Genomic DNA, 24,931 nt, shown 5'->3' with positions numbered 1-24,931 from the left:
CGGACCGCTCCAGGGTCAGCTGATGAGCCCGAACCCGCGGATCGCCCTGCTGTAGTGGGCCCGCAGCTCCTGGTCGATCAGCTCGGACTCGCCGGCGCCGATCAGCTCGGAGCCCGGCGGAGCGGTGAGCACGCCGTCGGCGGTGAGCCGGAACCGGGCCAGCGCCCCCTGCCGGATCGAGGTCACGCTCTCCCCGCGCAGCGCCGCCGCCTGCATCGGGGCGAGGTAGCCGCCGCCCGCCACCAGCTGCTCCAGCCGGGCCAGCTCCGCCTCCGCGACGGCCCGCAGGGCCAGCGCCCGCCGCCTGGCCTCCGCACGGCACTCGTCGGCCCCGGCCAGCCGGGTCAGCGCGTACTGCATCAGCAGCACCGGGCCGCCGAGCACCCGCCCGAACAGGCGGCCGATGAACCCCGCCACCTCGTACGCGGTGCCCGGCTGGTGCGCCACCCCGAGGGACGACGCCGTGATCGCGGTCTGGGCCTCCTGCCTGACCTTCAGCGGCGCGGCGGAGTCGAGCAGCGCGTCGCGCCAGGACTCCAGGGTGTTCAGCGCCTCGCCGACCAGCCGCTCGCCGCCGGTCGGCCGGCGCGCGTACGCGGTGGCCAGCAGGGCCGCGCGCAGCGTCGGCGGCAGCGCCAGCCACAGCGGCAGGCCGACGACCAGCACGGGCGTGCGCGCCAGGCCGACGCGTTCGTAACGGGTCTCGGTGGCCAGGTCGCGCACCGCGACCTTCCCGGGCGGCGGGACGCCGACGCGGTCGGCCACGCGGGCGGCGGCGCCGTACAGCTCGGGAGCGGCGGAGCGGTCGAGCACCTCGGCGTCGGCGGGCAGCCGGCCGAGCCGGGGCCGCAGCGCCCATCCGATGGCCAGGAGCGGGGCGCCGATCACCCACGACACGAACGAGCCGGGCTCGCGCAGGATCGCCGACGCGCCCAGCACGGCGAACGCCAGCGTCAGCAGGTGCACCAAGGACGCCAGCAGGACGGCGGACAGGCGCTTCACACGGTGATCGTAAGCTCGGCCCCGTCACGGCGCACCACCGCCGATCCGGCAGATTTCCCTCCCCGAACCGCAGCTGCGGCTAGCGGCGCAGCAGGTCTTCCTCGTGCAGGTCGAACGGCTGCTTGCCGAGCGCCTCGGCCAGCCGCTTCTCCGCGATCGGGATGACCTCCTCGACCACGATGCGCCGCCCCGTCTCGGCGGACAGCGACGACACCCCCACGTCGGGGATGCCGCACGGCGCGATCCGGTTGAACCAGCGCGGGTCGTTGGCGCAGTTGAGCGCGAACCCGTGCATGGTCACGCCGCGCGAGACCCGCAGGCCCACCGCGCCGAGCTGACGGTCGGGCAGGCCCAGCGCCGGGTCGCCCATCGCCCAGACGCCGCCGCGGCCGGGCACCCGCCGGGCCGTGACGCCGAAGTCGGCGCACACCTGGATCATGGTGTCCTCCAGGCGGCAGACGTACGCCACCACGTCGGTGATGGCGACGATCGGATAGGCCACCAGCTGCCCAGGGCCGTGCCAGGTGAGACGGCCGCCCCGGTCGACGTCGATGACGGGCGTGCCGTCGGCGGGCCGTTCGTGCGGGGCGGTGCGCTTGCCCGCGGTGTAGACGGGGGCGTGCTCCAGGATCAGGGCGGTGTCGGTGAGCTCTCCGGCGACCCGTTTGTCGTGCACCCAGCGCTGCAGCGACCAGGCCTGCTCGTAGGGGACGTCGACACCAAGGCGGACGATGGCGAGTGCGTGGGGATCGTCCCCGTGGTTGGGGCGCATGGGCCTATTGTGCCGTTCCCTCACCCTTGAAGGGTAATCAGGGGGTCAGCAGCCGCGGCTCGATCCGGAACTCCTTGACCCCGCCGTCACCGTCGCCCTCCACGCGGTACGCGGCCGCGCCGGGCACGGCGCTGACCGCCTGGATGAACTCCGTGCCGACGTAGTGGAGCGCCACGCCCTCGTCGGCGGCGTAGCCGGACGGCAGCTCACCGCTGGCCACCGACGCCTGCAGCAGCGGCCGGCGCTGCGCCTCGGCGTCGTAGTGGACGCCGCACGAGTAGGGCAGCAGGCCGAGCCCCTCGGACCAGACGCGCAGGTCGGGGCCGAAGGAGTCGGTGTTGCCGCCGACGTGCCAGCACAGCGCGCCCGCGCTCTGCCCCGACAACACCACGCCGGCCCGCCACGCCTCCTCGAACGCCTCGTCGTAGCCGTGCAGGCGCCACAGCGCCATGAGGTTGGCCACGCTCCCGCCGGAGACGTAGATCATGTCCTGCTCGAGCATCCAGGCGCGCGGGTCGGCGACGTTGGGCATCGGGAACACCGTCAGGTGGCTCACCTCGACGTCCCACTGCGCGAACGCGCCGTACATCTTCAGCAGCCAGTCGGAGGAGTCGCCGACCGCGGTGGCGACCAGGCCCAGCTTCGGGCGGTCCTGCCCGGTCAGGTCGAGGCCGTAGCGCAACAGCGCGCTGGCCTCGACGACGTTCTGGCGGCTGCTGGGGCGGAACGACCCGCCTCCGATGGCGAGGATGTGCGACTGACCTGACCGGCTCATGGCAAGATTCTCCCACCCGCTGAAGCACGAACGGCCACTAGAGTACGGCGCGCAGCGCCTCGTCGAGACCGGTATGGGTGAAGCGATACCCACTGTCCGTGAGTTTCCCTGGCACGAGCCGGTGACTGGGCAGCAGCCCCTCGCGGGCGAACTCGCCGAGCCCGAGCGTCAGCGCGAAGGCCGGCACGGGGATCGGCATCGTCCCCCTGCGCATCGCCTTGCCCAGCGCCCTGGTGAACTCCGCGTTCGTCACGGGCCCCGGAGCGGTGAAGTTGACCGGCCCTGAGACGTCCCGGTTCGCCAGCACGTGCAGGGCGGCGCCGACCCAGTCGTCCAGGGTGATCCACGACCAGTACTGCTTGCCGGTGCCCAGCGGCGCGCCCAGGCCCATCCGGAAGATCGGCAGGATCCGGGCCAGCGCCCCGCCGCGCCTGCTGAGCGCCAGCCCCGTACGCGCCTGGACGGTCCTGACGCCGGCCTCGCCGGCCCGGCGGGCCTCGGCCTCCCACCGCTCGCAGAGGTCGGACAGGAACCCCGTGCCCCTGCCCTGGCTCTCGTCCACCAGCCGGTCGCCGGTGTCGCCGTAGAAGTCGACCCCGGAGGCCGACAGGAGCACCTCGGGCGGTCTCGACAGCCGCCGCAGCGCGTCGACCAGCACCCGCGTGCCCTCGATCCGGCTGTTCAGCAGCTCACGCCGGTACGCCTCGCTCCAGCGCCGCTCCGCGATCGGCGCCCCCGCCAGATGCACGACGGCCTCGGCGCCCTCCAGCGCCGACACGTCCACGACCTGCTCGTACGGCTGCCAGAACGCCTCGTCGGCGGCGCGCGGCTCACGGCGGACGAGTCTCACTACCTCCCGCCCCCGCTCCCGCAGCGCCTCCACCAGCGCCGACCCCAGCAACCCCGACGCCCCGGTCACGACGATCGCCATGCCCCAACCGTACGCCGCCGCCCCGGCCCGCGCCGATCACCGGGCGGGCACGAAAAAGGCCGGGCGGCCCCTGGGGACAGGGACCGCCCGGCCGGCCGGCGCTCTCGGGCGCCGGGTGGGAATGTGTTACGCGAGCCCGAGCTGAGCCTCGAAGCGGCCCTCCTCCAGGCGGCGCTTCACCGTGGTGAGGAAGCGGGCCGCGTCCGCGCCGTCGACCAGGCGGTGGTCGTAGGTCAGCGCCAGGTAGACCATCGACCGCACCGCGATGACCTCGCCCTCCGGCGTGTCGACCACCACGGGCCGCTTCACGACGGCGCCGGTGCCGAGCATGCCGACCTGCGGCTGGTTGAGGATCGGCGTGTCGAACAGCGCGCCGCGGCTGCCGGTGTTGGTCAGCGTGAACGTGCCGCCGGTGATCTCGTCGGGCTTCACCTGGTTGTTGCGGGTGCGCTCGGCGAGGTCGTTGATCTTGCGGGCGAGACCGGCGAGGTTGAGGTCACCGGCGTTCTTGACGACCGCCGCGAGCAGGCCGCGCTCGGTGTCGACCGCGATGCCGAGGTTCTCGACGTCGAAGTAGGTGACCTCGTTGGTCTCGTTGTTGATCGTGGCGTTGAGCTTCGGGTGCTGCTTGAGCGCCTCGACCGTGGCCATCGCGAAGAACGGGGTGAAGGTCAGCTTCACGCCCTCGCGGCGGAAGAAGTCGTCCTTCGAACGCGCCCGCAGCCGCGCGATCTTCGTCACGTCGACCTCGACGACCGTCGTGAGCTGGGCCGCCGTCTGCAGCGACTCGACCATGCGCTTGGCGATGGTCTGACGCAGGCGCGACATCTTCTCCGTACGGCCGCGCAGCGTCGTGTCGACCTCGACCGGCTCCGGAGCCGCGGCGGCCGGGGCCTGGGCGGCGGGAGCCTGAGCCGCGGGGGCCGGGGCGGCGGCGGGCGCCGGCGCGGCCTGCACGGCCTGCTCGCGCTGAGCCTTGGCGGCCTCCAGGACGTCCTGCTTGCGGATCCGGCCGCCGACGCCGGTGCCGGTGATGGCCTCGAGGTCGACGCCGTGCTCGTTGGCGAGCTTGCGCACCAGCGGCGTCACGTACGGGCTCTCACCCCCGGACGGCGCGGGCGCGGGAGCCGCCGGCTGAGCCGGGGGAGCGGCCTGCGGCGCCGGAGCGGGCGCCGGAGCGGGCGCAGGCGCGGGGGCCGGAGCGGGAGCAGGAGCGGGCTGCGGCGGGGCCGGCTGCGGGATCGAGGAGGCCGGAGGGGCCGGGGCGGGCTCGGGCTCAGGAGCCGGAGCGGGCTCGGGGGCGGGCTCCGGCTGGGCGGCCGGCGCGGGAGCCTCCGGCGCCGGGGCGGCGGCGCCCGGCTGGGCGTTCTCGTCGATGATGGCGAGCTCGGCGCCGACCTCGACGGTCTCGTCCTCGGCCACCACGATCTTGGTGAGGACACCCGCGGACGGCGACGGGATCTCGGTGTCGACCTTGTCGGTCGAGACCTCGAGGAGCGGCTCGTCGGCCTCGACGCGCTCGCCCTCCTTCTTCAGCCAACGGGTTACCGTGCCCTCGGTCACGCTCTCGCCGAGCTGGGGCATCTGTACGGAGACCGGCATCGTTATTCTTCTCTCGCGTTCTGATCTCGAGGGCTGGACTAGTTGTGTACGTGCAGCGGCTTGCCGGCCAGGGCCAGCATCGCCTCACCGACGGCCTCGGACTGGGTCGGGTGTGCGTGGATGAGCTGGGCGACCTCCGCGGGCAGGGCCTCCCAGTTGTAGATGAGCTGCCCCTCGGTGACGAGCTCGCCGATGCGCCGGCCCACCATGTGGACGCCGACGACGGGGCCGTCCTTCTGGGCGATGACCTTCACGGCGCCCGAGGTGCCGAGGATCTGGCTCTTGGGGTTTCCCGCGAGATCGTAGACCTGTTCGACGATCTCGATGCCGCGCTCGGCCGCCTGCGCCGAGGTGATGCCGACGGAGGCCACCTCGGGGTCTGAGTAGGTGATGCGCGGCACGCCCGCGTAGTCGATGGGCGGCGGGTTGAGACCGGCGATGTGCTCGGCCACCATGATGCCCTCGGCGAACCCCGCGTGCGCGAGCTGCAGCGTCGGGATCAGGTCGCCGATGGCGTAGACGCCGGGCACGGACGTGCGGCAGTGCTCGTCGACCACGACGGCGCCGCGCTCGATGGCGATGCCCTGCTCCTCGAAGCCCATGCCCGAGGAGACGGCACCGCGGCCGACGGCCACGAGCAGGAGCTCGGCGTCGAGGGTCTTGCCGTTGGCCAGGGTGACGACGACGCCGGTCTCGGTGGTCTTGGCGCCGTCGAAGAAGACGCCCAGCTCGTACTTGATGCCGCGGCGGCGGAAGGCCCGCTCGAGCAGCTTGGAGCTGGACTCCTCCTCGGTCGGCAGCAGGTGCGGCAGCGCCTCGACGATGGTCACCTCGGCGCCGAACGAGCGGTAGACGCTGGCCAGCTCGACGCCGATGACGCCGCCGCCCAGCACGATCACCGAGCTGGGCACGCGGTCCATCTTGAGGGTGTGCTCGCTGGTGATGACCCGCTCGCCGTCGATCTCGAGGCCGGGCAGCGTCTTGGGCGCCGAGCCCGTGGCCAGGACGATGTTGCGGCCTTCGTAGACCTCGGAGCCGACCTGGATCCGGTTGGCGCCGGCCAGGCGGCCCTCGCCCTCGACGATCGTCACGCCCGCGGCCTTCAGCAGGCCCTGCACGCCCTTCCAGGCCCGACTGACGATCTTGTCCTTGAAGGCGTGGACGCCCTGGACGTCGATGCCCTCGAAGCTCGCCTTCACGCCGAAGGAGGCGCTCTCGCGCGTCTCGTCGGCGACCTCGGCGGAGTGCAGCAGGGCCTTCGTGGGGATGCATCCACGGTGCAGGCAGGTGCCGCCGATCTTGTCCTTCTCGATCAGGGCGACCGACTTGCCCAGCTCTGCCGCCCGAAGCGCACAGGCGTATCCGCCGCTGCCGCCCCCCAGGACGACGATGTCATAGGCCACGGGAAGGCTCCTTGTCGGGGTGTTCGTGTGCCGTCATCTTTTCATTTGTTTCACAGGCTCGCGTGCCGCTCGGCCAGTCCGATGAGGGTGCGCGTGAAGGCGCCGGTGCCGCCCTTCGGGATGTACCCGTACGGCTCGCCCTTGTTGAAGGCGGGGCCGGCCATGTCGATGTGGGCCCAGCGCACCCCGTCGGGCACGAACTCCTTCAGGAAGATGCCCGCGGTCAGCATGCCGCCCCAGCGCTCGGGGTGCAGGTTGGCGAGGTCGGCGATCGGTGAGTCGAGGCCCTTGCGCAGCTCCTCGGGCAGCGGCATGCCCCACGCGCCCTCGCCCGCGGCCTGGGCGGCCTCGACGACGAGCTCCCTGACGGCGTCGTCGTTGGCCATGACGCCGGCGGTGCGCCAGCCGAGCGAGACGATCTGCGCTCCGGTGAGGGTGGCGATGTCGACGATGAGGTCGGGGCCGTCCTCGGCGGCGCGGGCGATGCCGTCCATGAGCACCAGGCGGCCCTCGGCGTCGGTGTCGAGCACCTCGACGGTCTTGCCGCTGTAGCTGTGGATCACGTCGGACGGGCGCTGCGCCGTGCCGCTCGGCAGGTTCTCCGCCAGGCAGAGGTAACCGACGGCGTTGACCGGCAGGCCCAGCCTCGCGATGCCGACCACCGCGCCGAGCACGGCCGCCGCGCCGCCCATGTCGGACTTCATCCAGTCCATCGAGGCCGACGGCTTGAGGGACAGGCCGCCCGAGTCGAACGTGATGCCCTTGCCGACGAACGCGAGCGTCTTGCCGGCCTCGGGGTGGCTGTAGGAGACGCGGACCAGGCGCGGCGGGTTGGCCGAGCCCTGGCCGACGCCGATGAGGCCGCCGTAGCCGCCGTCCTTGAGCTGCTTCTCGTCGAGGACCTCGACGGTCAGCCCGGCCTGCGCGCCGGCCTGCTCGGCGATCTCGGCGAACTTCGCCGGCCACAGGTCGGACGGAGGCGTGTTGACCAGGTCGCGCACGAGGGCGACCGACTCGGCCAGCACACCCGCCCGCTCGGCCACGCCGGCCGGCTGGCCGGAGACCACGGTGAGCTCGCCGACCGGCGCCTTCTGCTCGCCGTTCGTCCGGTAGCGGGCGAAGGAGTAGGCGCCCAGCAGACCGCCGAGCGCGACGGCCTCGGCCTCCTCGGGGGTGGCGGCGGGCAGCGCGAGCGCGGCGCGGGCGGTGCCGGCGAGAGAGCGCACGGCGGCGCCGGCGGCCCGGCGCAGGCCCTCGGGGTCGGGCGAGTCGCCCAGACCGACGGCGACGAGCAGCGGGGCGGCGATGGCGCCGAACGTCGGCAGCTTGGCCAGCTCACCCGCCTTGCCGGTGAACGCGACGGCGCCGAGGGAGGCGGCGAGCTTGCCGCCGAAGGCGGACTCCAGGGACTCGGCTCCCGTGGCAGGGGCAGGACCGTCGGGCCCGGAGGTGAAACCGACGATCAGGGCGTCGGTGTCGACAGAGACGGGATCTGCTGAGTTCAGCCGCACAGTGGTCACGTAAACCGATGCTATCCAGGGTTTCTGCGTACCCACAAACAGGGGCTCATCCCACGAATCGTCATCGTGTGAACGATGATGCTAGGTTCATTAGCACCATGTTGCTGACGCTCGATCTCAACGACGCCCGGCCCCTGCACGAGCAGGTGGCGGGGGCGATCCGCCGCGCCATCGGCGAGGGCTCCTACCGGCCGGGCGACCGCCTGCCGCCGGCCCGCGACCTCGCGGGCGCCCTGGGCATCAACCCCAACACCGTCCTGCGCGCGCTGCGCGACCTGCGCGACGAGGGGTTGCTGGAGTTCAGGAGAGGCCGGGGCGTCAGCGTGGCGGGGCGGGCCGACGGCCGCGCCCTGCTCGTCCAGCGGACGCGCGAGCTGCTGGAGGAGGCCAGAAGGTACGGCTACGGCCGTGACGACCTCGTCTCGATCCTGGAGGAACTCCCGTGAAACCCCGTGTCATAGCCGTGGGCTGGGGCCTGCTCGTGGGCGCGGTGCTGCTGCTGTCGCCCTTCGCGGTGCGCGACCGGCTGCCCGAACCGATCGCCACGCATTGGGGGGTCTCCGGCCTTCCCGACTCCGCCGCCTCACTGACCGGGCACGCGCTGACCTCCGTGCTGATCTGGGCGGTGACCGGGGGGATCCTCGTGGCGGTCGCCGCGTACGGGCGCGGCCGGATCATGCGCATGTACCGCGCCTGCTGGTGGGGCGTGCTGTTCGGGATGGGAGTGCTCCTGCTCGGCACGAACGCCTCGACGCTGGCGGCCAACCTCGACGTGCCGGACTGGCGCTCGGCGCTGCTGCCCGGCTGGCACATCGCCGCCGCGCTGGGCTCCGCGGTCGTCGCCGGGGCGGTCTGCGGCTACCTGGGCAGGGGCGAGCCGGACGAGCCGTCCCCCGGCAGCCAGGCGCCGCCCCGCCTGCGGCTCGAACCCGGCCGGCGGACGGTCTGGATCGGCCACGTCACCAACCCGTGGCCCGTCGTGGCCGGCGTGGGCTCCCTGGCCGTGACCATCGCGGCGGTCATGCTGACCGTCACGGGCCCGGGGTCCGGCGGGGTCCTGACCCCGCTCCTGCCCGTGAGCGTCATCGTGCTCGTCGTCTCGCTGGCCACCATGTCGCTCACCGTCAGGGTCGGGGGCGAGCGGGTCGTCATCGGGTTCGGCCCGCTGGGCTGGCCGAGGCGCACGATCCCGCTCTCGAAGATCGATTCAGCCTGGTCGGAGCCGCTGCACCCGGGTCAGGTCGGAGGTTGGGGCTTCCGCGGAGTGCCCGGGAGCGCGACCATCATGCTGCGCGGCGGCGAGTGCCTCGTCCTCCGCCACCGTTCCGGCGGTCGGCTCGCCATCAGCGTGGACGACGCCGAGCACGGAGCTTCCCTCATCAACGCCCTCATCGCTGAGCGGGTGAACCCATGAAAAGACCTCTGCCCGTCTTCATCGTCCTGGCCTTCGGGCTGTCCTGGGCGGTGGCGCTGCCCCTGTGGTTCGGCGGCGGCCTCGCCTCGCCGCTGACCGGCGTGCTGGCCACGCTGATGATGTTCACGCCCACGGCGGGCGTGCTCGGCGTCTGGGCGCTCACCCGCACCCCGGCCCGCTCGTGGGCACGGGAGACCGGGCTCACGCTAGGGCCCGACAGGAGGCGTACCGGCCTGCTCGTGCTGGCCGCCTGGCTCGGCGTTCCGCTGCTGGTGTTCCTGTCCATCGGGCTCGGGGCCGCGACCGGGGTGGCCTCGCTCGACCTCGACGGGCTCAGCCTGCTGCGGGCCTCGCTGGAGGCGCGCGGCATGGACGTCCCGGCCGAGCTGGGCGCCGTGGCGGTCGTCCAGGTCGTGCTGGCGGTCGTGGCCGGCCCGGTCCTGAACGCGATCCCGGCCCTGGGCGAGGAGTGGGGCTGGCGCGGCTGGCTGCTGCCCCGGCTGGTCGACGGCAACGGCGTGCTCACCGGCCTGCTGCTCTCCGGGGCCGTGTGGGGCCTCTGGCACGCCCCGCTCACCCTGCTCGGCTACAACTACCCGCGCCTCGGTTCCTGGGCGGCGCTGTTCTTCATGGGTTTCTGCGTGCTGGCCGGCGTGGTGGTCGGCTGGCTGCGGCTGCGCACGGGCAGCGTGTGGCCGGCGGTGGTCGCGCACGGCTCGCTGAACGCGATCGCGCCGCTCGGCCTGCTGCTCGGCGACGCCGCCGAGCCGCCGAACGAGGTCCTGACCGGCATCACGGGCCTGGTGGGCTGGGTCCTGCTCGCCGTCCTGGCCGCCGTCCTGCTGCGTTTCGTGTCGGTACGCCCCCCGCAGCCGTCCCCCGAGCCGGTCGCGTGACGGAAACCTGAGCCAGGACCCGAGCACAGGACCCGAGCACAGGACCCGAGCACAGGACCCGAGCACAGGACCCGAGCACAGGACCCGAGCACAGGACCCGAGCACAGGACCCGAGCACGGGACCTCAGCCGGGCGCCTCAGCAGAGGATCGCGTAGACCGCGAGGGCCGTGGCCGTCGCGGTCTCCACGAGCGCGCCCAGCACGTCACCGGTGATCCCGCCGAGCCGCCGCCTGGCGCGCCGCAGGAGCAGCAGGGCGGCGGTCAGGCCGGCGAGCAGCGCGACCGGCGGCACCACCAGCGCCCACGCGGAGCCGAGCAGACCGGGGCCGGGCCCGGACCCCGCGGGCAGAAGCATGGGGCCCCACTCGACGGGGGGCTCCGACGCCATGCCGTGCCACTCGGCAAGATCGTGCTCATATACCAGGCCGGGGGACAGCTCGCTCGCCGTGTCGCGCGGGTCGGCGCCGGTCAGCCAGGCGCGGGCGTCCGCGATCCAGCCGCCCGGCCCGGCGGCCGCGGTGATCACGGGACCCAGCGCGGCGACCGCGCAGAGGGCGGCCACGGTGACGAGCCAGACGGCCGGGCGGCGTACCGTTCCGGCGACCATCGCGCCGAGCCCGTCGGGGCGGGCGGCGGGGACGCCCGCCCGGCAGGCCCACGTCAGCGCCAGCCGCCCGGCCACGCACGCCGTCACCAGCGCCGCGAACCCCGCCTCCGCCAGGCTGACGGCCTGGACGAGCAGCGTGAACACCAGCGTCATCACGCCGAACGGCCCGATGTCCGACTTTTTCATGATGTCGAGCGCCTGGCCGGACGGCTTGCCGCTGCCCAGCCCGTCCGCGAGATCCGCCAGCCCGTCGAGGTGCAGCCCCCGCGTCAGCAGGGCGAGCAGACCGAGCGCCAGCGCCGCCCCCAGTAACGGCGGGCCGGGCAGCAGCAGCGGCAGCCCGGCGACCGCGCCGAGCACCAGCCCCACGCCCGGGGCCAGCGACATCGCGGACCCCGCCACCCCCCGATCCACCCGTTCCACACGCACGGGGAAGACGGTGAGGGTGCCCACGGCGAACCGCGGCCCGTCCATCAGTCGCATAACGGGCGATCCTAGGGGGCCGTTATGGTGTCGGGATGCACGTGGTTGAACTGGAAGGCGTGGGCGTCCGGGTCGTCGGCAAGTCGTTGCTGGCCGGTGTCGACTGGCGGGTGGACTACGGCGATCATTGGGTGATCCTCGGCCCCAACGGCGCGGGCAAGACGACGCTGCTCTCGCTGGCCGGCGGCGTACGCCATCCCAGCGAGGGCGCGGTCAAGGTGCTCGGGCACCGGCTCGGCCGGGTCGACCTGCGGGAGCTGCGCCGCCACATCGGCCTGGTCGCGGCCAGCCAGCGGCTGGTCGACGAGGAGCTCATGGAGGAGGAGGGCGCGACCGCGCACACCGTCGTGCTCACCGGCCACACGGGCACGAGCGTCCCGCTGTGGGACAAGTACGGCGACACCGAACGCGAGCGGGCCCACCGGCTCCTCGCCGACCTGGGCTGCAAGGACCTGGCCGACCGGCCGTTCCGCGTCTGCTCGCAGGGTGAGCGGGCCAGGATCCGGGTGGCCAGGGCGCTCATGGGCGACCCGGCGGTGCTGCTGCTCGACGAGCCGTTCGCGGGGCTCGACCTGCCGGCCAGGGAGGACCTCATCGCCGCGGTGGAGGACCTGGCCACCATCCGGCCCGTGCTCACCACCGTGACGGTGACCCACCACCTGGAGGAGGTGCCGGCCACGACCACGCACGCCCTGCTCATGCGCGACGCCCGGGTGCTCGCCGCGGGCCCGGTCGAAGACGTGCTCACCTCGGCGCTGCTGTCCGAATGCTTCGGCCGCCCCCTGAACGTCGACCGCTTCGACGGCCGCTGGTACGCCAGAGCGGCCCGCTAGAGCTCCAGGAGGCGTCCCGCCACCACGAGGGCTACGTACTCGGATTCGGCCGCCAGGCGCTCGTTCAGCCGCCCCAGGGCGTCCCTGAACGCTCTCCCGCTGGCCGTCGCGGGCACCACCCCCATCCCCACCTCGTCGGAGACGGCCACGATCGGCCCCGGCGCCTGCCGCCACGCTGCCACGAGCTCGTCGCAGCGGGCCGCCACGGGCGCGCGGTCACCCTCCCAGGCCCCGTGCTCGTCGAACACCGCCGCCAGCCACGTCCCCAGGCCGTCGATCAGCAGCGGCGCGCCGGCCGCCCGGATCGCCTCGGCCAGGCCGGTGGTCTCGGCGGTGTCCCAGTGCGCCGGCCGCCGCTCGCGGTGCGCCCGCACCCGCGCGGCCCACTCGCCGTCGCCCGCGCCGTCCGGCCCGGTGGCGACATAGGTGACGTACGGCTCCGCCGCCAGCCGCAGCTCCGCCTCGGCCGACTTCCCCGACCGCGACCCGCCCAGCAGCAGCGCCCGGCGCGGTCGCTCCCCGGCGTCGGCGACGTGCCAGGAGCCGCCCAGCTCCGTCCCGTCCGGTACGGCCGTCGCCCCCCACAGCCGCAGCCGCCTGACCAGCTCCTCCTCCGACCGGACCCGGTGGTCCAGCCAGGCGGCCACGACCAGGGTCGAACCGGCGGCCAGGCCGGCCCGCCGCAGCTCACCCAGGCGCTCAGGCCGATCCAGCAGGTCGATCAGCACGACGTCGTACGGAACGGGCGCCTCCCGCGGCACGGGCACACCGCGCGGCAGGCAGAGCAGGCGGGAGCCGTCGGGGCAGGTGAGCCCCAGGCCGCCCGCGCGGGCCCGGTAGCCGTCGGGCGGCTCGTCGAAGGGGAACCGGACCATGCCGTCCACGACCAGCCCGAAGGGCCGGCGGTGATCCGGCGGCAGGACGGCGCACGAGGCGCACCGGCAGCCCGGCTCCGGCCAGCCCGATCCGCCGGCCGTACCGGTGAGGAGCACGTTCACCGCGCCGAGCGTACAGAACCCGCCGCCCGGCCCCGCGACCCGCGCACGGAGATCGATCGGCCCGCACACTCCGGAGTAGGGTTCCAGTGCCTGCTGAAGGGTGCGCCGGCGCACCCGGGAAAAAGGAGCGTATGGCATGACATGGCGGTGGCGTTATGAGGACGCACATGGTGGTGAGGTAACGGATCGCCCCTTGCCGCGGGAGGTTTTTCCGAGCCAGGCCGACGCCGAGTCCTGGCTCGGCGAAAATTGGCGCGACCTGCTCGAATCAGGTGTCGAACAGGTCGCCTTGCTGGAGGACGACCGCGTCGAATACGCGGGTTTGTCATTGCGCCCGGAGTGATGTCCGGTTGAACGGAAAACCCCTTGAGCCGCCGGCGGCGCTCAAGGGGTTTTTGTCGTACCAGGCGTCGGAGTTACGCGCGCGGGTTGGGGCTGACCGTCTTGGCCGGGTCGCGCTCGACGACCGAGTCGAGCACGTCGTCGATCCGCTTCAGCACGTCGGCGTCCAGCTTGACGCCCGCCGCCTTCACGTTGTCACGCACCTGCTCGGGGCGGGTGGCGCCGACGATGGCGCTGGCGACGTTCGGGTTCTGCAGCACCCACGCGACCGCCAGCTGCGCCATGGTCAGGCCGAGGTCGGCCGCGATGGGCTTCAGCTCCTGCACGCGGCTCAGCACGTCGTCGTTCATGAACCGGGCGATCATGGCGCTGCCGCTCTTGTCGGTGGCCCTGGAGCCCTCCGGCGGCTGCTGGCCGGGCACGTACTTGCCGGTCAGCACGCCCTGGGCGATCGGGGAGAAGACGAGCTGGCTGACGCCCTCCTTCTCGCTCAGCGGCACGATCTCCGACTCGATGACCCGCCACAGCATGGAGTACTGGGGCTGGTTCGACACGATGCGGTCGAAGCCCATCTCGTCGGCGATCTTCAGCGCCTGGGCGATCTGGTCGGCGGTCCACTCGCTGACGCCGACGTAGAGGACCTTGCCCTGGCGTACGAGGTCGTCGAAGGTCTTGAGCGTCTCCTCGAGCGGGGTCTCGTAGTCGAAGCGGTGTGCCTGGTAGAGGTCGACGTAGTCGGTCTGCAGGCGGCGCAGCGAGCCGTGGATCGACTCGACGACGTGCTTGCGGGACAGGCCGCGGTCGTTCTTGCCGGGGCCGGTCGGCCAGTAGACCTTGGTGAAGATCTCCAGAGACTCTCTGCGGACGCCCTTCAGCGCCCGGCCGAGCACCTCCTCGGCCTTGGTGCCCGCGTAGACGTCCGCGGTGTCGAAGGTGGTGATGCCCTCGTCGAGTGCCGCCTGCACGCAGAGCTTGGCGGCGTCCTCCTCGACCTGAGAACCGTGGGTGAGCCAGTTGCCGTAGCTGATCTCGCTGACCATGAGACCACTGCGACCGAGGTGTCGGAATTCCATGCGTCAGACTTTAATGCCGACGCATGGGCCCTCGTTCGGGGTAGGGTGCGCCGCGTGCTGAAGATCGTACGGCTGGCGCTGACCGCGGCGATCCTGGCCGCGGTCGCGGTACGGCTGCGCCGCCGCGCCCGCATGCCGGGGACACCGCCGGGGACACCGCCGGCGCCTCAGGGCCGGGAGAGCGGGCCCCGGACATGGCTGCGCGCATGGCCGGGCACACGGCTGGGCGCACGGCTGGGCACGGGAATGGGGGCCGTCTGGGCCGGGATCGCGGCGATCGTCGCGATCGCCCTGGCCCTCGCCCTGGCGTCCCCGACGTCCTCGGACCCGGCGCCCCCGCCCGACTGGCCGCTGGGGCAGGACGAGCGTCCCGCCCCGTGAGCCCGCGGCCTGTCGGCCGCGCTGTCCGGCTACCCGCGGCATGCTGCGGTGGAAGACTCCGTTCGAGCGGTAGAAGAGCCGGAATTTCGGAAAATTCCGGTCACTTCTTGGGCGGCACCGGCTTGCCGCCGGGCAGCACCGACGGCGGCGGGAAACGCAGCTTGCGGATCTGCAGCGCCCGCATCGCCGCGTAGAAGCCCACGCCCCTGACGCTCTCGTCGGGCATCTTCTCGGCCACCAGCTTCTTCACCTTCCACGCCACGTAGACGGAGGTGAACAGCACGCCGATCATCATGATCGGCCAGCCGACCGCGATGACGACGTTGAGCACCTGTGCCCGGATCTCCAGCGGCCAGGGAATCCACGTCGCCAGCAGGATCACCAGCGAGAAGGGCAGGAAATACTGGCTGGGGAGCCGGCGTGAGTCGACCCAGTCACGCGCGAACTTGCGCGCGGGACCCTTGTCGCGGATGGGGAAATACCGCTCGTCACCGGCGAGCATGCCTTTTCTGGCCCGCTCGCGTTCGGCGGCCTGCTTGGCGCGCATCGCGCGGTAGGCCTCCTTGCGGTCTTTCGGCGCGGTGACCGGTTGCCGCCTGCGGCTCTCGGCATCCCTGCGCTTGGGGGTGGGGCGACCTTTACCCTGGGGCTTAGGATCGTCAGCGGGGACGGGGGTGTCGTCCACGGAAGTTTGGGAACGGCGTCGCAACACACGTCAACCCTACCTGGACTGCAACTTAGTGACGCCCCCGTGCGTTATGCGTAGGGTAATCCCAAGGCGGCTGCGCTGCATTGGGTGAACACCAGCACGACCTAGAAGGGGACGGCCGACGCGCATGAGCGTGATGAAGAGACTTTCGATGATCTTCAAGTCCAAGGCCAACAAGGCCCTGGACAAGATGGAGGATCCGCGCGAGACCCTTGACTACTCCTATCAGCGGCAGCTGGAGTTGCTGCAGAAGGTGCGCCGCGGGGTGGCCGACGTCGCCACCTCCCGCAAGAGGGTCGAGCTGCAGATAACGGGCCTGGAGAATCAGTCCCGGCGTTTGGAGGAGCAGGGCCGCAAGGCGCTGTCGGTCGGCCGTGAGGACCTGGCGCGCGAGGCCTTGCAGCGGCGGTCCAACCTGCAGACGCAGATGGCCGACCTGAAGGTGCAGCACGACAACCTTCAGGCCGAGGAGGAGAAGCTCACCACGGCTTCCCAGCGGTTGCAGGCCAAGGTCGACTCCTTCCGTACGAAGAAGGAGACCATCAAGGCCACCTACACCGCCGCCGAGGCGCAGACGCGCATCAACGAGGCGTTCTCCGGCATCTCCGAGGAGATGGGCGACGTCGGCCTGGCGATCCAGCGCGCCGAGGACAAGACGGCGCAGATGCAGGCGCGCGCCGGCGCCATCGACGAGCTGCTGGCCAGCGGCGCGCTCGACGACGTCAGCGGCACCCGCGGCGACGACATCCAGGCCGAGCTCGACCGCATGGGCGGCGGCATGGACGTCGAGCTGGAGCTCGCCAGGATGAAGGCCGAGCTGGGCCAGGGGCCGGCGCCGCAGTCGGCGATCGAGCAGGGGCAGCAGCAGCAGCCCCAGCAGCAGGCCCAGCCTCAGCAGCAGTCCCAGCCGCAGCAGCCGGGCCAGACCCAGCAGCTGCGCCAGCCGGGGGAGGGCGCATGATCGTACGCATCATGGGCGAGGGTCAGGTGGAGATCTCCGCCGACGACATCTCGGTCCTCAACGAGCTCGACACCGAGCTCGAAGCGGCCATCGACGCGGGCGACGAGAAGGCGTTCCGCGTCAAGCTGCACGCGTTGCTCGACAAGGTGCGCCACGTGGGCAAGGCGCTCCCCGACGACAGCCTTGAGCCGTCAGAGCTGATCCTTCCCCCCGCGGACGCCTCGATCGAGGAGGTCCGGGAGATGCTGGGCGACCAGGGCCTCATCCCGGGCTGATCCCGGTGAACGCGCGGTTCGCGTCCGACCGCGGCCTGACCGGCCGCATGGTCGTGACGATGTTCCTGCTCGGGCTGCTCTACGTCGTCTTCGTCGGCGTCCTGATCGCTCTGGGTGTTCAGGCGCTGGCCGTGCTGGTGCTGGCGGGAGGCCTGCTGCTGGTGCAGTACTTCCTGTCCGACCGCATCGCGCTGTTCGCGATGCACGGGCGGGAGGTCTCGCCGCAGGAGGCCCCCGAGCTGCACGGCCTCATCGACCGGCTGTGCGCGCTGGCCGACATGCCGAAGCCGCGGGTGGCGATCGCCGATTCCGACGTCCCCAACGCGTTCGCCACCGGCCGTAACCAGAAGCGCGCCGTCGTCTGCGTCACGACCGGCATCCTGCGCCGCCTGGAGCCGCAGGAGCTCGAGGGCGTGATCGCCCACGAGCTGTCCCACGTCGCCCACCGCGACGTCGCCGTCATGACGATCGCCTCGTTCCTCGGCATCGTGGCCGGGCTCATGACGCGGTTCGCCCTCTACTCGGGGCTCGCCGGCCGCCGTAACGGCGGCCAGGGCGGGGTGCCCGTGGGGGCGATCATCCTGCTCGTCTCCGTCCTCGTGTACGCCGTCAGCTTCCTGCTCACCCGCGCTCTGTCGCGCTACCGCGAGCTGGCCGCCGACCGTGCGGGCGCGCTGCTCACCCAGCGGCCTTCGGCCCTGGCCAGCGCGTTGACCAAGGTCACCGGCGACATGGCCCGCATCCCGACCCGCGACCTGCGCGAGGCCGAGCCGTTCAACGCCTTCTACTTCGCCCCGGCGCTGGCCAAGGGCCAGTCGCTCGCGACGCTGTTCGCCACCCACCCGCCGCTGGAGCGGCGCCTGCAGCAGCTGGCGGACATCTCCGCGCAGCTCGGAAGGGGCTGAGCCGGCATGCGGTGGCTCGACGCGCTGCTCGGCCGGTCGAAGCCGGTCAGACCCGACCTCGACGCGCTGTTCGCGCTGCCGTCGGCGGCCGTGACGCTGCAGGCCGCGACCGGTCTCGTCCCCACCGGCCTCGGCTCTGTGGCCTTCCGCGCCGCCGAGGGCGCCGCGTTCGCCACCCTCGAACGCGACGTCAAAGCGCTGCTGGGCGAGCGCGTCGAGGAGTCCCACGACGGCTACGGCTACACCTGGCTGCTCGTACGCCGCTCCGCCGACGCGGTGAGCGACCTCGTCACCGAGTTGCACGCGGTCAACTCCTCGCTGGAGGACGCCGGGTTCGGGCCCTCGCTGCTGTGCTCCCTGGTGTCCTTCGCCGCCTCTGACGGCAGGCGGCTGGCCGTCGTCTACCTGTACAAACGCGGCACCTTCTACCCCTTCGCGCCGCAGAGCGGCCAGCGGCGCGACAACGCGCTCGAACTCCAGGCCAGAGGCGCCCTGGAGGGCGAGCTGCCGCTGGAGAGCGACCTGAGCCGCTGGTTCCCGGTCTGGGGCGCCCCCGGCCTGTGACCTGGGGGTGCTTTGCACCGATGTGTACGCAGGGTGATCTAATGATCACGTGGAGCGAAGGTTGTACGTGTTCGCGGCGTGCGCGCTCATCGTGGCCGCCGTGCTGGGCAGCGCCTGGGTCACCGGCCAGTTCACCACCCCTCTGGTGGACAGGACCAACGGCTACGTCAGCGAGCTCGGCGCCCGCGACCAGCCATGGACGCGGTTGTTCCGGGTGTGCGAGGCGCTGTCGGGGCTGGCCTGCGCGTTCGGCGTGGCCCTGGTGCCGAGGGCGCCGATGGTGCCGGCGGCGCCGAGGATGGCGCGCGAGTGGCCGGGCTGGCTGGCGCTGGCCGCGTTCGGGCTGCTGACCTTCGCGGGCGGGCTGTTCCCGCTCGACTGCGCCGCGCTCAGCGACACCCTCTGCGGGCGTACGGCGACGTCTCTGGCCCACCGGGCCCACCTGCTGGCGGGCGTGCTGTCCACCGGCGCCGTGCTGGCGGCCATGGCCGTGCTCAGCGCGTGCTGGCGTTCGTGGTCGTCGTGGCTGTTCACCCTGTTGACCCTGGCCGCCACGGCGCTCACCGGGGCCGGCCTGGCCGCCGGCCACGGCGTGGGCCTCGCGCACCGCGCCCAGCTCACGCTGATCGCCGTCTGGCTGGTGTACGTCGCCATGCGGCTGCTCGTCGTCGACGGCGACGAGGAGGAGCAGGCGCCGCTGAGGGTCGCGCCCGGCCGGGCGGGCGGCGTGGGCGGCGCCCGGGGCCAGGCCCCCGACCCCACGATCGGCTACGGCCGCCCCCACGTCGTCGAGGAGGGCACCGGCCCCACGGTGCTGATCACGACCGGCCCCGGGGCCGCCTGGTTCCACTGGGACGCGGTCGCCGTGGCGCTCGCCGCCGGCCATCGCGTCATCCGCTTCGACCGCCCCGGCCTCGGCCTCAGCCCTCGCTCTCCCGCCCCGCCCAGCCTGTACGCCGAGGTCGCCCGCCTGGCCGCGCTCTCACCCGACCACCCGGAGCAGGTGATCGTCGTCGCCCACGGAGTGGCCTGCTGGCACGCCGAGGCGTTCGCCCGGCTGCATCCGCTGTGCCTGGCCAAGCTCGTCCTGGTCGAACCGGCCTGCCCCGGCGGGCGCCGGCCGCTGCCGGCCGCCAGGTCCGCCGCCAGGTGGCTGCCCGCGCTGGGCGGCACCTGGGGAGCCGCCGCGCTGGCCCGTCTGACCGGGCCGGCCGCGCACCGGCTGCTCACCGGCCTGCCCGACCCGTCGGGCGTCTACCGCATGGGCAAGGTTCCCGCGGCGGTGGCGGGGGAGTGGCTGGCCCGCCGCGACATGGCCGCCGACCTGCTCCGGCTGCGCGCGGACAAGCCGTTCCCGCCGGTGCCGGTGACCGTGATCGACGCGTACGAGCGGGACGGCTGCCGTGAGCGGCTCCCCGGCGACCTCGGCGCAGCGCTCGTCCGCCTGCCCGCCGCCGGCCGCCCCGTCCCGCTCCGCGACCCGGACGTCATCGTCGAGGCGGTCGCCGCCCGCTGACGGCGCGGCCTAGGATCGGGGCGGAACCCGTGCGAAGGGGGCGGCCCCGTGGACATCACCGTGACCGGCGAGGGCGCGGTCCTGGCCGCGCCCGACATCCTGCGGCTGCACGCGGGCGTCGAGGTGCGCCGGGCCTCGGCCGCGGCCGCGTTCGCCGCCGCGCGGGCCGCCGCGGCTCGCCTGGCGGAGGCTCTGGCCGGGGCCGGGATCGCGCCGGAGGACCTCCGCACGATGGAGCTCTCCCTCGGCCCCGAGTACGAGGCGTACCCCAAGGTGGCCGCGTATCGGGCGGTGCGGGGCGTCGAGGTCGTCGTCCGCGACCTCGGCCTGGCCGACCGCGTCATCGACGCCGTGGCCGGGGTGGGGGAGGAGGCCAGGCTCAACGGCCTGGCCTTCGAGCTGTCCGACCCGGCGGCGGCGCTGGCCGAGGCCAGGACGCGCGCTTTCAGGGACGCCGCCGCCAAGGCCGCCCAGTACGCCGGGCTGGCCGGCCGCCCGCTCGGCCGGGTGGTGTCGGTGACCGAGGAGCCGGGGCTGGGCCCGCCCCGGCCCATGGGCATGTCCGCGCAGATGGCCGAGAGCGCCGCCACCGTCAGCCCCGGCCGCGAGCTCCTCGGCGTCCGCGTCCGCGTCGGCTACGACTTCGCCTGAAGCCCCGGAGCCCCGGAGCCCCGGAGCCCTGAAGCCCCGGAGTCCCGGAGCCCTGAAGCCCCGGAGCCCTGAAACCCCGGAGTCCGGATTACGGAAGGGCGAGCATGCGGTCGAGGGCGACCTTGGCCCAGTGAGTGGTGTCGTCGTCGACGGTGATCTGGTTGACGACCTCGCCGAGCACGAGCGACTCCAGCGCCCACACCAGGTGCGGCAGGTCGATCCGGTTCATCGTCGAGCAGTAGCAGACCGTCCGGTCCAGGAACGAGATGTTCTTGTCGGGGAAGGTCTGGGCCAGCCGCTTGACGAGGTTCAGCTCCGTGCCGATCGCCCAGCTCGACCCCGCCGGTGCGGCCTGCAGGGTCTTGATGATGTGCTCGGTCGAGCCGATGTGGTCGGCCTTCAGCACGACCTCGTGCCGGCACTCGGGGTGCACGAGCACGTTCACGCCGGGGATGCGTGCGCGCACGTCGTCCACCGACTCGGCGGTGAAGCGGCCGTGCACCGAGCAGTGGCCCTTCCACAGGATCATCCGCGCCCGCTCCAGCTGCTCCTGGGTGAGGCCGCCGTTGGGGCGGTGCGGGTTCCACACCACGCAGTCGTCCAGCGACATGCCCATCTCCAGCACCGCCGTGTTGCGGCCCAGGTGCTGGTCGGGCAGGAACAGCACCTTCTCGCCCTGCTGGAACGCCCAGTCGAGGGCCCGGCGGGCGTTGGAGGAGGTGCACACCGCGCCGCCGTTGCGGCCGCAGAACGCCTTGATGTCGGCGCTGGAGTTCATGTACGTGACAGGGATCACCTGGTCGGCGAGCCCGGCGTCCTCCAGGGCCTCCCAGCACTCCTCGACCTGGTCGAACGTGGCCATGTCCGCCATCGAGCACCCAGCCGCCATGTCCGGAAGAATTACCTTCTGGACGTCCGTGGTGAGGATGTCGGCCGACTCGGCCATGAAGTGCACGCCGCAGAAGACGATGAACTCCGCGTCGGGCCGCGCGGCGGCCTGCTGGGCGAGCTTGAAGGAGTCGCCCGTCACGTCGGCGAACTGGATGACCTCGTCGCGCTGGTAGTGGTGGCCGAGCACGAACAGCCGCTCGCCGAGCGCCTCCTTGGCCTTGCGGGCGCGTTCCACCAGGCCGGGGTCGGAGGCGGGCGGCAGCTCGCCGGGACACTCGACCCCCTTCTCGCTGTGCGGATCGGCGTCCCTGCCGAGGACGAAGAGCGGCAGCCCAGTCTGGGTGGCCATGGCCATACCCCCTTATCGTCGTTGTGACGATACTCATGATGACACACGGACGAATCTGGTTATTCCGGCGGTCGGCCACCCCGGGAATGTGTGGCATCGGCCCGGTGTTGGTAGCGTCATCTGTAGGACGTCGAAAAACAGACAGCCTGGTTAGGGAGTCAGCAGATGACGGTTGAGAGCAGCGAGACCACGACGCAGGGCCTGATCCTGACCGAAGCGGCCGCCGCGAAGGTCAAGAGCCTGCTGGAGCAGCAGGGCGAGGAAGGTCTCCAGCTGAGGGTCGCCGTGCAGCCGGGAGGCTGCTCCGGCCTGCGCTACCAGCTCTTCTTCGACGACCGTTCGATGGACGGCGACGTGGTGTCCGAGTTCGGCGGCGTCAACGTGGTCACCGACCGGATGAGCGCTCCCTACCTGATGGGCGCTTCCATCGACTTCGTCGACACCATCGAGAAGCAGGGCTTCACCATCGACAACCCCAACGCCACGGGCTCGTGCGCCTGTGGTGACTCGTTCAACTAGTACGGGTCGCCGGTTGCCGGCAGGTCCCGCTCGCCTTTGTGCGCGCGGGACCTTCGCGTATTCTCGTGGGGCTCATTGGCCTGCTGACAACGAGGAAGAAGAATCCCGTGCGCATCGCCGTAACAGGCTCCATCGCGACAGACCACCTGATGACCTTCCCGGGAAGCTTCGGTGACCAGCTCATCGCCGAGCAGCTCGACCGGGTGTCCCTGTCGTTCCTGGTCGATGACCTCCAGATCCGTCGGGGCGGATGCGCCGCGAACATCGCGTTCGGCATGGCCTGCCTCGGCCTCAACCCGGTCCTCGTGGGCGCCGTGGGCAACGACTTCGCCGACTACCGCTCCTGGCTGGAGCGCCACGGCGTCGACTGCGAGTCCGTGCACATCTCGGAGACCCAGCACACCGCGCGCTTCCTGTGCACCACCGACCAGCACCATAACCAGATCGCCTCGTTCTACACCGGGGCCATGGCGGAGGCGCGCCTCATCGAGCTGCGGCCCGTGGCCGACCGCGTGGGCGGCCTCGACCTGGTGCTGATCAGCCCCAACGACCCCGACGCGATGCTGCGCCACACCGACGAGTGCCGCCAGCGCGGCATCCCGTTCGCCGCCGACATCTCCCAGCAGCTCGCGCGCATGGAGGACGACCAGATCCGCCAGCTCGTCGACGGCGCCGCCTACCTGTTCTCCAACGACTACGAGAAGGGGCTCATCGAGCAGAAGACCGGCTGGTCCGACGAGGAGATCCTCGACCGCGTCGGCGTCCGGATCACCACGCTCGGCCCCAAGGGCGCCGTCATCGACCGCAAGGGCGAGCCGTCCATCCACGTCGCCCCCGCGCCCGAGCGTGGCAAGGCCGACCCCACGGGCGTCGGCGACGCCTTCCGCGCCGGCTTCATGTCGGGCCTGGCCTGGGGCCTGCCGCTGGAGCGCTGCGGCCAGCTGGGCAACCTCACCGCCACCCACGTGCTGGAACGCGTCGGCGGCCAGGAGTACGAGCTCGGCCAGAAGGTCTTCCTGGAGCGGTTCAGCTCGGCCTACGGCCCCGACGCGACGGCCGAGGTCGCCGAGCACGTGCGCTGCTACCACCCCTGAGCGGGGGCCGTCCCGCCCGGCTCGCGGGCGGGACGGCGTCTGTCCGCCAGCTACCCGCGGCGCGCGGCGCCATTCAGTAGTTGCGCCTGACGTGGATCGCCCAGCCCCCCTCGGGCAGCTCGTACGAGCCGACGTGGCGGTGCGACTTCAGCCGGCACCACGCCGGCACGTCCGTGTAGGCCGCCGGATCGTCGGCCAGCACGGCCACCACGGCGTTCAGCGGCACGTAGTTGATCTGTTCGGCCAGCATGATGATCGGGATCGGGCACTTCTTCCCGAGCGCGTCGATCGTCAGAGCCGGCTCGGTCACCTCGGTCATGCGACTCCTGCGTCCTGGCGGATGCGGCGCACCAGGTCGGGCAGCACGGCGAGGAACCGGTCGACCTCCGCCGCGGAGGTGCCCCTGGGCAGCGACACCCGCACATTCCCATGCGTCAGCACGCCCATCGCTTCCAGAACGTGCGATGGACGAAGCGTACTAGCCGTGCAGGAACTCCCGGACGATACCGCGAATCCCGCTTTGTCCAGTTCGGTGAGCAGGGCCTCGCCGTCGACGTACAGACACGAGAAGGTCACGATGTGCGGGGCCCGTTCGACCGGGTCGCCGATCACCTCCACGTCGGGCACCACCTTCGGCACCGACTCGCGGATCTTCGCGACCAGCTCCGACAGCCTGGCCTGCTCCTGCGCGGCCTCCGCGGCCATCGCGCGCAGGGCCGCCGCCGCGGCGACGATGCCCGGCACGTTCTCGAAGCCCGGCACCCGCCGCCGCTCGCGTTCGTCCTCCGGCAGGAACGAGCGGAACCGGGTGCCCTTGCGCACGACGAGCACCCCCACCCCGGCCGGCCCGCCCCACTTGTGGGCGCTGGCGGTCAGCACCGACCAGCCGGACGGGATCGGCATCCGGCCGGCCGTCTGAGCCGCGTCGACCAGCAGCGGGACGCCGTTGGCCCGGCAGGCCGCGGCGGCCTCGGTCACCGGCTGCAGCGTGCCGACCTCGTGGTTGGCCGTCTGCAGGCAGGCCAGCGCCGTGCCGGGACGTGCCACCGCCTCGGCGAACCGGTCGAGGTCGACCCGGCCGGTCAGGCCCACGCCCACGGTCTCGACCGTGCCGCCCTCGCGTTCGTGCACCCCGCCGGCGTGCAGCACGCTGGAGTGCTCCACCGCGCCGGTCACCAGATGGCGCCCGGCCCTTCTCCTGCCGTGTAGGGTGCCGAGCACGCCGAGATGCACGGCCTGCGTGCCCGAAGAGGTGAACGACACCTCGTCGGGCCGAGCGCCGAGCGCCTCGGCCACCTCCGTGCGGGCCTGCTCAAGCAGCAGGTGTGCGCGGCGGGCCTGGCCGTACAGTCTCGCGGGGTCGGCCCAGCCGACGTCGATCGCCGCCAGCAGCGCCTCGCGCGCCTGAGGGTGGAGCGGCTCGCTGGAAGCCGCGTCGAAATACGCCACGGACTCATCGTCCCA

Annotated in this window: 28 protein-coding genes; 14 read left to right on the top strand and 14 right to left on the bottom strand. The window is 72.4% G+C overall.

The features are described from left to right. Window positions 1-15: 15 nt before the first annotated feature. From ACIBP6_RS18760 to ACIBP6_RS18730, 7 genes are all read right to left on the bottom strand, one after another. Window positions 16-1,002: a hypothetical protein gene (locus ACIBP6_RS18760; RefSeq protein ID WP_397053654.1), complete on the bottom strand. Its 987-nt coding sequence runs from the start codon at window positions 1,000-1,002 to the stop codon at window positions 16-18. A 79-nt stretch (window positions 1,003-1,081) separates the two neighbouring features. Continuing rightward, window positions 1,082-1,774 (bottom strand): lipoyl(octanoyl) transferase LipB, encoded by a 693-nt coding sequence (lipB, locus tag ACIBP6_RS18755; RefSeq protein WP_132623082.1) that lies wholly within the window; start codon window positions 1,772-1,774, stop codon window positions 1,082-1,084. Window positions 1,775-1,811: 37 nt separating this feature from the next. Beyond that, window positions 1,812-2,549 (bottom strand): Type 1 glutamine amidotransferase-like domain-containing protein, encoded by a 738-nt coding sequence (locus ACIBP6_RS18750; protein WP_397053652.1) that lies wholly within the window; start codon window positions 2,547-2,549, stop codon window positions 1,812-1,814. A 37-nt stretch (window positions 2,550-2,586) separates the two neighbouring features. Further along, window positions 2,587-3,480, bottom strand: coding sequence for a TIGR01777 family oxidoreductase (locus tag ACIBP6_RS18745; protein WP_397053650.1), 894 nt, complete (start codon window positions 3,478-3,480; stop codon window positions 2,587-2,589). A gap of 126 nt (window positions 3,481-3,606) precedes the next feature. Next, window positions 3,607-5,082: a 2-oxoglutarate dehydrogenase, E2 component, dihydrolipoamide succinyltransferase gene (gene sucB / locus ACIBP6_RS18740; RefSeq protein ID WP_397053648.1), complete on the bottom strand. Its 1,476-nt coding sequence runs from the start codon at window positions 5,080-5,082 to the stop codon at window positions 3,607-3,609. A 38-nt stretch (window positions 5,083-5,120) separates the two neighbouring features. Then, window positions 5,121-6,485, bottom strand: coding sequence for a dihydrolipoyl dehydrogenase (gene lpdA, locus ACIBP6_RS18735; RefSeq protein ID WP_397053646.1), 1,365 nt, complete (start codon window positions 6,483-6,485; stop codon window positions 5,121-5,123). A gap of 50 nt (window positions 6,486-6,535) precedes the next feature. After that, complete coding sequence (locus ACIBP6_RS18730; protein WP_397053644.1) at window positions 6,536-8,005, bottom strand: leucyl aminopeptidase; 1,470 nt, start codon at window positions 8,003-8,005, stop codon at window positions 6,536-6,538. A gap of 98 nt (window positions 8,006-8,103) precedes the next feature. Here ACIBP6_RS18730 and ACIBP6_RS18725 point away from each other — a divergent pair, with 98 nt between their 5' ends. From ACIBP6_RS18725 to ACIBP6_RS18715, 3 genes are read left to right on the top strand one after another with little or no spacing between them, the layout of a single operon-like run. Beyond that, the gene (locus ACIBP6_RS18725; protein WP_397053642.1) at window positions 8,104-8,451 is read left to right on the top strand and encodes a GntR family transcriptional regulator; all 348 of its coding nucleotides are present in this window, start codon (window positions 8,104-8,106) and stop codon (window positions 8,449-8,451) included. Then, window positions 8,448-9,419, top strand: coding sequence for a hypothetical protein (locus ACIBP6_RS18720; protein WP_397053641.1), 972 nt, complete (start codon window positions 8,448-8,450; stop codon window positions 9,417-9,419). Before ACIBP6_RS18725 ends, ACIBP6_RS18720 begins: the two co-directional genes overlap by 4 nt. Continuing rightward, the gene (locus ACIBP6_RS18715; protein ID WP_397053639.1) at window positions 9,416-10,315 is read left to right on the top strand and encodes a lysostaphin resistance A-like protein; all 900 of its coding nucleotides are present in this window, start codon (window positions 9,416-9,418) and stop codon (window positions 10,313-10,315) included. Before ACIBP6_RS18720 ends, ACIBP6_RS18715 begins: the two co-directional genes overlap by 4 nt. Before the next feature lie 137 nt (window positions 10,316-10,452). Here ACIBP6_RS18715 and ACIBP6_RS18710 read toward each other — a convergent pair whose 3' ends face one another. Next, complete coding sequence (locus ACIBP6_RS18710; protein WP_397053637.1) at window positions 10,453-11,406, bottom strand: adenosylcobinamide-GDP ribazoletransferase; 954 nt, start codon at window positions 11,404-11,406, stop codon at window positions 10,453-10,455. 35 nt (window positions 11,407-11,441) lie between these two features. Between ACIBP6_RS18710 and ACIBP6_RS18705 the strand changes: the two genes are divergently transcribed. After that, entirely contained in the window at window positions 11,442-12,239 is a 798-nt protein-coding gene (locus tag ACIBP6_RS18705; protein WP_132619809.1) for an ABC transporter ATP-binding protein, read from the top strand. On the opposite strand, the gene ACIBP6_RS18700 is transcribed toward ACIBP6_RS18705, so the two are convergent. After that, window positions 12,236-13,237, bottom strand: coding sequence for a bifunctional adenosylcobinamide kinase/adenosylcobinamide-phosphate guanylyltransferase (locus ACIBP6_RS18700; RefSeq protein WP_397053635.1), 1,002 nt, complete (start codon window positions 13,235-13,237; stop codon window positions 12,236-12,238). The two genes, ACIBP6_RS18705 and ACIBP6_RS18700, sit on opposite strands and share 4 nt — an antisense overlap. A 136-nt stretch (window positions 13,238-13,373) precedes the next feature. Here ACIBP6_RS18700 and ACIBP6_RS18695 point away from each other — a divergent pair, with 136 nt between their 5' ends. After that, window positions 13,374-13,580 carry a hypothetical protein gene (locus tag ACIBP6_RS18695; RefSeq protein ID WP_132619807.1) on the top strand — a complete coding sequence of 69 codons (207 nt, stop codon included), beginning with the start codon at window positions 13,374-13,376 and terminating at the stop codon, window positions 13,578-13,580. Window positions 13,581-13,653: 73 nt separating this feature from the next. Here ACIBP6_RS18695 and ACIBP6_RS18690 read toward each other — a convergent pair whose 3' ends face one another. Continuing rightward, the gene (locus ACIBP6_RS18690; protein ID WP_397053633.1) at window positions 13,654-14,652 is read right to left on the bottom strand and encodes an aldo/keto reductase family protein; all 999 of its coding nucleotides are present in this window, start codon (window positions 14,650-14,652) and stop codon (window positions 13,654-13,656) included. A 54-nt stretch (window positions 14,653-14,706) separates the two neighbouring features. On the opposite strand from ACIBP6_RS18690, the gene ACIBP6_RS18685 reads away from it, so the two are divergent. Beyond that, on the top strand, window positions 14,707-15,033 hold the full coding sequence (locus tag ACIBP6_RS18685) for a hypothetical protein (RefSeq protein ID WP_397053631.1): 327 nt from the start codon (window positions 14,707-14,709) through the stop codon (window positions 15,031-15,033). Between the two features lie 100 nt (window positions 15,034-15,133). On the opposite strand, the gene ACIBP6_RS18680 is transcribed toward ACIBP6_RS18685, so the two are convergent. Further along, complete coding sequence (locus ACIBP6_RS18680) at window positions 15,134-15,718, bottom strand: DUF3043 domain-containing protein (RefSeq protein ID WP_246075470.1); 585 nt, start codon at window positions 15,716-15,718, stop codon at window positions 15,134-15,136. Between the two features lie 151 nt (window positions 15,719-15,869). Between ACIBP6_RS18680 and ACIBP6_RS18675 the strand changes: the two genes are divergently transcribed. The 6 genes from ACIBP6_RS18675 to ACIBP6_RS18650 are packed head-to-tail and all read left to right on the top strand — an operon-like array spanning window position 15,870 to window position 20,614. After that, complete coding sequence (locus ACIBP6_RS18675; protein WP_397053629.1) at window positions 15,870-16,703, top strand: PspA/IM30 family protein; 834 nt, start codon at window positions 15,870-15,872, stop codon at window positions 16,701-16,703. Beyond that, window positions 16,700-16,978: a PspA-associated protein PspAA gene (gene pspAA / locus ACIBP6_RS18670; protein ID WP_111182273.1), complete on the top strand. Its 279-nt coding sequence runs from the start codon at window positions 16,700-16,702 to the stop codon at window positions 16,976-16,978. The genes ACIBP6_RS18675 and pspAA overlap by 4 nt, the downstream gene beginning before the upstream one ends. Before the next feature lie 47 nt (window positions 16,979-17,025). Further along, window positions 17,026-17,883: a zinc metalloprotease HtpX gene (gene htpX / locus ACIBP6_RS18665; RefSeq protein ID WP_246075471.1), complete on the top strand. Its 858-nt coding sequence runs from the start codon at window positions 17,026-17,028 to the stop codon at window positions 17,881-17,883. A 6-nt stretch (window positions 17,884-17,889) separates the two neighbouring features. After that, a complete protein-coding gene (gene pspAB / locus ACIBP6_RS18660) occupies window positions 17,890-18,447 on the top strand; it encodes a PspA-associated protein PspAB (RefSeq protein WP_397053627.1) in 558 nt (185 codons plus the stop codon). A 49-nt stretch (window positions 18,448-18,496) separates the two neighbouring features. Then, complete coding sequence (locus ACIBP6_RS18655) at window positions 18,497-19,963, top strand: alpha/beta fold hydrolase (protein ID WP_397053625.1); 1,467 nt, start codon at window positions 18,497-18,499, stop codon at window positions 19,961-19,963. A gap of 48 nt (window positions 19,964-20,011) precedes the next feature. Then, the gene (locus ACIBP6_RS18650) at window positions 20,012-20,614 is read left to right on the top strand and encodes an SIMPL domain-containing protein (RefSeq protein WP_132619793.1); all 603 of its coding nucleotides are present in this window, start codon (window positions 20,012-20,014) and stop codon (window positions 20,612-20,614) included. 88 nt (window positions 20,615-20,702) lie between these two features. On the opposite strand, the gene nadA is transcribed toward ACIBP6_RS18650, so the two are convergent. Next, a complete protein-coding gene (gene nadA / locus ACIBP6_RS18645) occupies window positions 20,703-21,860 on the bottom strand; it encodes a quinolinate synthase NadA (protein ID WP_397053623.1) in 1,158 nt (385 codons plus the stop codon). 159 nt (window positions 21,861-22,019) lie between these two features. Here nadA and erpA point away from each other — a divergent pair, with 159 nt between their 5' ends. Then, window positions 22,020-22,373, top strand: a complete 354-nt coding sequence (gene erpA / locus ACIBP6_RS18640; protein ID WP_132619789.1) for an iron-sulfur cluster insertion protein ErpA — start codon at window positions 22,020-22,022, stop codon at window positions 22,371-22,373. 107 nt (window positions 22,374-22,480) lie between these two features. After that, on the top strand, window positions 22,481-23,467 hold the full coding sequence (locus ACIBP6_RS18635; RefSeq protein ID WP_132619787.1) for a carbohydrate kinase family protein: 987 nt from the start codon (window positions 22,481-22,483) through the stop codon (window positions 23,465-23,467). A gap of 73 nt (window positions 23,468-23,540) precedes the next feature. Here ACIBP6_RS18635 and ACIBP6_RS18630 read toward each other — a convergent pair whose 3' ends face one another. Both ACIBP6_RS18630 and ACIBP6_RS18625 read right to left on the bottom strand, forming a co-directional pair. Then, on the bottom strand, window positions 23,541-23,786 hold the full coding sequence (locus tag ACIBP6_RS18630) for a sulfurtransferase TusA family protein (RefSeq protein ID WP_132619785.1): 246 nt from the start codon (window positions 23,784-23,786) through the stop codon (window positions 23,541-23,543). Continuing rightward, complete coding sequence (locus ACIBP6_RS18625; protein WP_397053620.1) at window positions 23,783-24,916, bottom strand: cysteine desulfurase family protein; 1,134 nt, start codon at window positions 24,914-24,916, stop codon at window positions 23,783-23,785. The genes ACIBP6_RS18630 and ACIBP6_RS18625 overlap by 4 nt, the downstream gene beginning before the upstream one ends. Between the last annotated feature and the right edge of the window lie 15 nt (window positions 24,917-24,931).

It is taken from the genome of Nonomuraea terrae (assembly GCF_044465245.1).
GTDB lineage: Bacteria > Actinomycetota > Actinomycetes > Streptosporangiales > Streptosporangiaceae > Nonomuraea > Nonomuraea terrae.
The sequence above is the reverse complement of the archived record's forward strand: the minus strand, read 5'-3'. Positions and strand labels throughout refer to the sequence as shown.

Bases quoted from the DNA above. Each gene is read 5' to 3' on its own strand.
- lipB (WP_132623082.1), bottom strand. From the start codon at position 1,774: ATGCGCCCCAACCACGGGGACGATCCCCACGCACTCGCCATCGTCCGC.
- ACIBP6_RS18750 (WP_397053652.1), bottom strand. From the start codon at position 2,549: ATGAGCCGGTCAGGTCAGTCGCACATCCTCGCCATCGGAGGCGGGTCG.
- ACIBP6_RS18745 (WP_397053650.1), bottom strand. From the start codon at position 3,480: ATGGCGATCGTCGTGACCGGGGCGTCGGGGTTGCTGGGGTCGGCGCTG.
- sucB (WP_397053648.1), bottom strand. From the start codon at position 5,082: ATGCCGGTCTCCGTACAGATGCCCCAGCTCGGCGAGAGCGTGACCGAG.
- ACIBP6_RS18725 (WP_397053642.1), top strand. From the start codon at position 8,104: ATGTTGCTGACGCTCGATCTCAACGACGCCCGGCCCCTGCACGAGCAG.
- ACIBP6_RS18715 (WP_397053639.1), top strand. From the start codon at position 9,416: ATGAAAAGACCTCTGCCCGTCTTCATCGTCCTGGCCTTCGGGCTGTCC.
- ACIBP6_RS18710 (WP_397053637.1), bottom strand. From the start codon at position 11,406: ATGCGACTGATGGACGGGCCGCGGTTCGCCGTGGGCACCCTCACCGTC.
- ACIBP6_RS18705 (WP_132619809.1), top strand. From the start codon at position 11,442: ATGCACGTGGTTGAACTGGAAGGCGTGGGCGTCCGGGTCGTCGGCAAG.
- ACIBP6_RS18695 (WP_132619807.1), top strand. From the start codon at position 13,374: ATGACATGGCGGTGGCGTTATGAGGACGCACATGGTGGTGAGGTAACG.
- ACIBP6_RS18690 (WP_397053633.1), bottom strand. From the start codon at position 14,652: ATGGAATTCCGACACCTCGGTCGCAGTGGTCTCATGGTCAGCGAGATC.
- ACIBP6_RS18675 (WP_397053629.1), top strand. From the start codon at position 15,870: ATGAGCGTGATGAAGAGACTTTCGATGATCTTCAAGTCCAAGGCCAAC.
- pspAA (WP_111182273.1), top strand. From the start codon at position 16,700: ATGATCGTACGCATCATGGGCGAGGGTCAGGTGGAGATCTCCGCCGAC.
- htpX (WP_246075471.1), top strand. From the start codon at position 17,026: ATGGTCGTGACGATGTTCCTGCTCGGGCTGCTCTACGTCGTCTTCGTC.
- pspAB (WP_397053627.1), top strand. From the start codon at position 17,890: ATGCGGTGGCTCGACGCGCTGCTCGGCCGGTCGAAGCCGGTCAGACCC.
- nadA (WP_397053623.1), bottom strand. From the start codon at position 21,860: ATGGCCATGGCCACCCAGACTGGGCTGCCGCTCTTCGTCCTCGGCAGG.
- erpA (WP_132619789.1), top strand. From the start codon at position 22,020: ATGACGGTTGAGAGCAGCGAGACCACGACGCAGGGCCTGATCCTGACC.
- ACIBP6_RS18630 (WP_132619785.1), bottom strand. From the start codon at position 23,786: ATGACCGAGGTGACCGAGCCGGCTCTGACGATCGACGCGCTCGGGAAG.